The 6,102-nt window shown below is 64.5% G+C and carries 3 protein-coding genes and 1 pseudogene; 3 read left to right on the top strand and 1 reads right to left on the bottom strand.

Translation table 11 applies throughout. The features are described 5' to 3' along the window. On the bottom strand, positions 1 to 1,738 hold a 1,738-nt coding region (locus ON00_RS11130; RefSeq protein WP_040601641.1), incomplete at its 3' end, for a DUF4158 domain-containing protein. A gap of 129 nt (positions 1,739 to 1,867) precedes the next feature. On the opposite strand from ON00_RS11130, the gene ON00_RS11125 reads away from it, so the two are divergent. The 3 genes and pseudogenes from ON00_RS11125 to ON00_RS11115 form a co-directional block, all read left to right on the top strand. Next, complete coding sequence (locus ON00_RS11125) at positions 1,868 to 2,500, top strand: recombinase family protein (RefSeq protein WP_029622716.1); 633 nt, start codon at positions 1,868 to 1,870, stop codon at positions 2,498 to 2,500. Further along, positions 2,497 to 3,708, top strand: coding sequence for an MFS transporter (locus ON00_RS11120; protein WP_010405816.1), 1,212 nt, complete (start codon positions 2,497 to 2,499; stop codon positions 3,706 to 3,708). The genes ON00_RS11125 and ON00_RS11120 overlap by 4 nt, the downstream gene beginning before the upstream one ends. Before the next feature lie 50 nt (positions 3,709 to 3,758). After that, positions 3,759 to 6,065 (top strand): annotated as a pseudogene (locus ON00_RS11115) (strawberry notch C-terminal domain-containing protein); the annotation flags it as partial. Between the last annotated feature and the right edge of the window lie 37 nt (positions 6,066 to 6,102).

Raw genomic sequence — 6,102 nt, 5'->3', positions numbered from 1 at the left:
GGTCAGTGATCCGCACACGCGGCAGCATCGCGTAGAGACGGGCCTTCAGTGCCTCGGCATCGTCCGACGGGGATCGCCGGATCGGCGAGATCAGCAACTGCCCGCGCTCGATCGTCACATCGACCAATTCGCCCGTCGCCGCTGCCCGTTCCACCTCGGTCATGCGCCGGGTCAGCAGGGTACGACGTTCCTCATACCATTCGGCAAAACCGGACGGCACGGCCAGGCGCAGGTTGCCATCGGCGCGCATCGTGTCGAACGCAGGGGTCGGCAGCAGGTAATCGTCGAGCGTGCGATAGGCGCGACTGCCGTCCACCCAGATGCTGCCGGAGCCGAGCCGTTCGCGCAGATGGACGATCACTGCGATCTCGTAGGCGCGGCGGTCGATCGTACCTTCGGTCGGTTGGACCACCTTGCGCCAGCGCGGCTTGATGAAGCTGGTCGGCAGTCGCTTCGGCAGGACCGAGCGGCCGTCGCGGTACATCGTTCGCAGCGCCTCGATCGCGCCGAGCAGCGGGTCGCCCGACCTTGCGGTGCGGAAGGTGAAGGCGGCGAGGAAGGCCGGTGCGAACCGGCGGACCGCAGGGTAACGCTCGACCACCTCCTCCAACCCATCGTCGGCCGAGCGGGTGAGACCCTCGGCGAAGCGGATGCTGCGTTCGAACTGGTCCCAGCCCATGCGTTCGTCGATGGCGCGGAACGCATCGCGACCGGTCGCGCGGGCATCGACCAGCAGGCGACCGAGCCGCGCATGGAAGCGGGCGGTGTCCTTCAGCATCCGTGCCTGCCCGAGCAGCCGGTCGGATCGGGTGCGGTCGGCGCGGCGGAACAGCGCTCCCACCATCTTCTCGACCATGACCAGGGCGGCGTCGGTCAGCGCCGCCTCCATCTCGATCATGGAGGCGACCAGCATGGCAAGCCGGCGCGGACGTTCGAGGCGGCGAAAGTGCTGCGCGGTGATGATGCCGGCGGTCCGTGCGATGACGGCGTAGCGAGCGGCATGGATACGCCGCGCCCGATCGGCTGTGATCCCGATGCCGCGCACCGCGTCGAGCCGTTCGATGATCCCCTTCAGGTTTGCGGCCGATGGGGCTTCCGGCCATTCGCGTATCCAACCAAGGCGGGTCCGGCCATTGTCGTCGGATGCGATCAGGCGTTCTAGCGCCGCTTCCTGATCGGCCGAGCAGTCGCGGATCAGTCCGGTATGCGCGGCCTTGCGTGCCTGCGCCCGCACGATGAGGGCGAGACGTTCCAGCGTCGATGCCGCAGGCAGCACGATCCGGTCGAGCCGCAAGCGATCGACCATGCCGGCGACGATTGCCTCGCCCCGATCGGTCGAAGTGGCGATCTCCGATCCCAGCGCCAGCATCGATCGCACGTCAGTTCGGTCGAAGGCGCGCACACCGAGATACGCTTCGATCTCCGCGCGATGCTCGCGCAGCGTAGTCGCACGAGCAGAATAATCGGCGAAGTCGTCGGTTCGGCAACCGATCTGGTCGGCGAGCAGCGACAGCATGGCGGCAGGCACCGCCTCACCCGGCAGCAGCGCACGCCCCGGATGGCGCAGGTAGCAGAGCTGCACCGCGTAGCCGAGCCGGTTCGGTCCGCGCCGGCGCCGCGACACCTGTCCGAGGTCTTCGGGGCCGAGCGTATAGAGCCGTTCGATCGTAGCTCGGTCGGCAGGCGGATCGAAGATCGCGCTGCGCTGCGCGGGCGACAATATGGTCCTGGACGGCATCGGCTTCCTGTTCGTCACGCAACAGGGAAGCGGCCCTGTTCACGGAGCGTAGACCACAATACGGGTTATGTGACATTATGGCGATCGATCGACGGGCAATGCCGCTCCGTCACGCAGACGGACGTATATGTGACAACACTCATCGGCTACGCGCGGGTCTCGAAAGCCGACGGCAGCCAGCTCCACGACTTGCAGCGCGATGCCCTGCTGGTGGCTGGCGTCGATCCCGACCACATCTATCAGGATACGGCTTCAGGCCGCCGCGATGATCGTCCCGGGCTTGCGGCCGGTCTCAAGGCGCTGCGCTCTGGCGATACACTCGTCATTTGGAAGCTCGACCGGCTCGGGCGCGATTTGCGGCATTTGGTGAACACAGTCGGCGACCTCACCAAACGCGGAGTCGGACTAAAGGTGCTGACTGGTGAAGGTGCTTCGATCGATACCACCACCGCAAACGGCCGACTGATCTTCGCCATCTTCGCAGGGCTGGCGGAGTTCGAGCGCGAGTTGATCGTCGAACGCACCAAGGCGGGGCTCGCGTCCGCGCGTGCCCGCGGCCGGCAGGGCGGACGACCGTTTAAGATGACACCGGCCAAGCTACGGCTTGCACAGGCGGCTATGGGAAAGCCTGAAACCAAAGTTGCCGAGCTATGTGCCGAGTTGGGCGTCACTCGGCAGACGCTCTACCGGCATGTCACGCCCGATGGGCGGATTAGACCGGACGGTGAGAAGCTGCTTGCTCGACGAAACCGCACGTCGTGAGCCAACCGATCTCTGAGACAATTGCGCTTCGCCCAGGGTTTGAACGTCTCCTCTTCGGTGTGCTTCTCGCATCCACCATCGGCGATGAGATTACGCAGGTGGCGCTCGTGTTCCGGGTAGCTCCGGCCGGCTCTGGTCCGCAAATAGCAGCCCTGCTGATTGCGCTTCTGCTGCCCGGTGCTTTGGTCGCGCCGTACGCGGGCAAGCTGGTCGATCACCACGATGCTGCAAAAATCCTCGCCGCGACCTCGTTGGCGCAGGCGTTCGTCTCGGGCGTGATCGCGTTCACAGGAGGCGTGACCGCAGCGCTCACCGGCGCGGCCATGCTCAGCTTCCTGTTCGCGTTTAGCGGTGCCGCGACGTTCACGCTGGTACCGATCGTGGGCCGGCCGGCCGGGCTTTCGGTTGCCCGCGTTAATGCCGCGACCGAGTTCGCGAGTGGCGGCGGCTCCGTGTTCGGGCCGCTCGCGGGTGGGCTGCTGGTCGCGTCCGGCGGTACCGCAGTTGCGCTTCTCTTCGACGCAGCCAGCTTCCTGCTGCTTGGGCTCGTCATCGTACTCTCCCACCTCAGCCGGCCGGGCGCACCCGATGCCGACAATCCTGGCTGGACGCCGGTGGCCGTGTTCCGGGGCTATGCGCCGATTGCCCGCCAGCGACGCATCATGCTTCTGCTCGCCAGTTTCTGGGTCGTTATTATGGCGCTCGCGATTGCGGACGGTGTCTATGTGTTTCTCGTAACCAACGTTCTCAGCCGAGGTCCGTTCGCATACGGGGCGTTCATTGCCGTCTGGGCAGGAGCCTATCTCATCTCTGCATGGGCCGCGGGTGGCTATGTCGAACGTAACGCCCGCTGGACGGCCCTTGTCGGACTGGGAAGCATCGCGGCTTCATTTCTGGCAATAGGTCTGACCGGTGCGCTCGCCCCATCGCTTCCCCTGGCGGTCGTCGCCATGGCGTTCCTCATCGGCGGTGCGGGCAATGCCATCTACAACGTATCGGTTCGCACGATCCTACATACCACTGTGAGGCCCGAGCTCCACGGCCGCGCCGCCGCGCTTTATGGTGCTGGAACCCGCATCAGCGAGGGTAGCGGGTTTGCAATTGGCGGCCTGCTTGGACCAGCGCGTGTCCTCATCGCATACATCCTGTCGGGTGTCGTCGCACTGGTGGCGGCCGGAGGGGGAAGCATTGGCCACCGCAGCCGCTGAGGCTGGACGTGATGCTTAGCGTACGTTTTTGGGCCTTTTCTCACCGGTCCCCAGAAACGGCTTTTCCCGACCGTGAGCAGTTCATCAGCAGCATCCGAAAGGGCGGTATCGCGGCCATGGAGCTGGTCGCTCGCGACCTGAAGGCGACAGGCCTCTACATGGCGCGCGCGCTCAGCTTCGCCGGTGTCGAATATGACATTCTCAGGCACGAGCTGACGCCGGCCCAGATCGAGATCTACGACACCTATGCGGATGCCTGGTCGATCATCCATCAGAATATGGAAAAGGCCCTCGAACTGACGGCTGTCGTCGACGGCCTGGAGAACGCGACGCTGAATAGCGGCGCCAAAGCCTCTGCTCGCTCCCGCTTCGAGTCGACTAAACAGCGGTTCTTCGGCCAGGTTCTGCTCTCGATGAAGCTGCCGACCGTCATTGCTGCCGCTCAGCACCATCTCGAGAGCGGGCAATCGGTGGTGATGCAACTGGTGACGACAGCAGAATCGATCCTCGACCGCCGGCTAGGCGCGCTCAGCCCCGACGAGCGGGCGGACCTGGAGATTGATCTGTCGCCTCGCGAATATGTCATAGATTATCTCGAGCGGGCGTTCCCCACCCGGCAGATGCGCGTCTTCACCGATGATACCGGCACCCCGCGGTCGGTCCCGATGGAGGACGAAGATGGCAACCCGGTCTACAATCCCGAGGCCGAGGCCGCGCGCGACCAACTCATCGAGCAGCTCTGCGCACTCCCGCCGATCATGTCCGCGCTGGACGGCCTCCTCGAGCATTTCGGTCACGACCGCGTCGCCGAAGTGACGGGGCGCACCAAGCGTCTGATTTCGTCGGCCGGCGGCCGCCAGAAGCTTGAGACCCGATCGACGCGGACCAGCCAAGCCGAGGCCGCGGCTTTCATGGAGGGCCGTAAACGGATGCTCGTCTTCTCGGATGCCGGGGGGACCGGGCGATCCTATCACGCGTCCAAGGACGTCGTGAACCAGGAGCAAAGGGTGCATCTCTTGCTCGAGCCAGGCTGGCGCGCCGATCGCGCGATCCAGGGTCTTGGCCGTACCCATCGGACGCACCAGGCCAGCACCCCGTTGTTCAGGCCGGTTACGACAGACTGCAAAGGCGAGCTTCGCTTTACGAGCACGATCGCTCGCCGGCTGGACAGCCTTGGAGCCCTCACACGCGGGCAGAGACAGACAGGCGGCCAGAACCTGTTCGATCCTGCCGACAATCTCGAGAGCGAATATGCCTGTGCGGCGCTCGTGAGCTGGTTCCACCTGTTGGTCGGGGGCAAGCTCACAAGCGTCAGCCATGCCGAATTCGAAAGCCGGACCGGCCTCGAATTATGCGACAAGGATGGGGTGATGAAGGACGAGCTGCCGCCTATTCAGCGATGGCTCAACCGCATCCTCGCTTTGCCGATCGGTTTGCAAAACAAGATCTTCGACGAGTTCCTCTCGCTCGTGGAGACCCGCGTCTCGGCCGCGCGCGAGGCGGGTCGCCTCGACGTCGGGGTCGAAACCATCCTTGTCGATAAGGCCACTCTGATCGAGGACACGTTGCTGCGCACTGATCCGGTCAGCGGTGCAACATCGCACTTGCTGACGATCGAGATCGAACATCGACGTGTGCCGGTCTCGCTCGAGCGGATCCTGCATATCGCCGACAACGACGCGACGGCCGAATTTCTTATCAATACCAAATCCGGAAAGGTGGCCCTCCAGACAAAGGCCCGCGCTCTCATGGAGGAGAAGGAGGGAACGCCGATCCCGCGCGTCGAGTTGATGCGGCCGACGCGGCGTGAATATATGCGCGAGCACGAGCTGTTCGAAAGCGCTTGGACCCTGCTCGACCGAGCTGTCTTTTCCGCGAAATGGCGCGAGGAGGCCGAGGAAGCGGCGAACAAGATCGACACCGAGACGGTTCGTCTCGCCACGGGCCTCCTGCTCCCGATCTGGTCCGCGCTGCCGAGTGATCATCTGGTCGTGAACCGCATCGCCGACAAGGCCGGCAATAGCTGGCTCGGTCGTCTCGTCTTCGACGAGCATGTCGTTCAGCTCTTCACCAAACTGGGCATCGACCGGGCGGAGAACCTGCCACCGCAGGACATCGTCAAATCCGCCTTTTCCGGCCGCGCCGTCGATCTCTCGCGACCCTTCCCGATGACCATCAGGCGTGCTCTGGTGAACGGTACCCCCCGGATTGAGCTGGTCGGCGCGCCGTCACAACAGATCCCATGGCTCAAGTCGATCGGCTGCTTTACCGAAGTTATCCAGTACCGCACCCGCGTCTTCCTTCCAGTGCCGACCGCGACGGAAATTCTCACTTGTGTCATGTCCGCAGGCGGCTGATCCATGAGACGGCAGCGACTTTCCGCTTTCCCGAGCC

Origin of the sequence: Sphingomonas echinoides ATCC 14820 (assembly GCF_000241465.1) — a bacterium.
In the GTDB taxonomy this organism is placed as follows: domain Bacteria; phylum Pseudomonadota; class Alphaproteobacteria; order Sphingomonadales; family Sphingomonadaceae; genus Sphingomonas; species Sphingomonas echinoides.
Note: the sequence above shows the minus strand (reverse complement) of the source record. Positions and strands in the feature narration are given on the sequence as shown.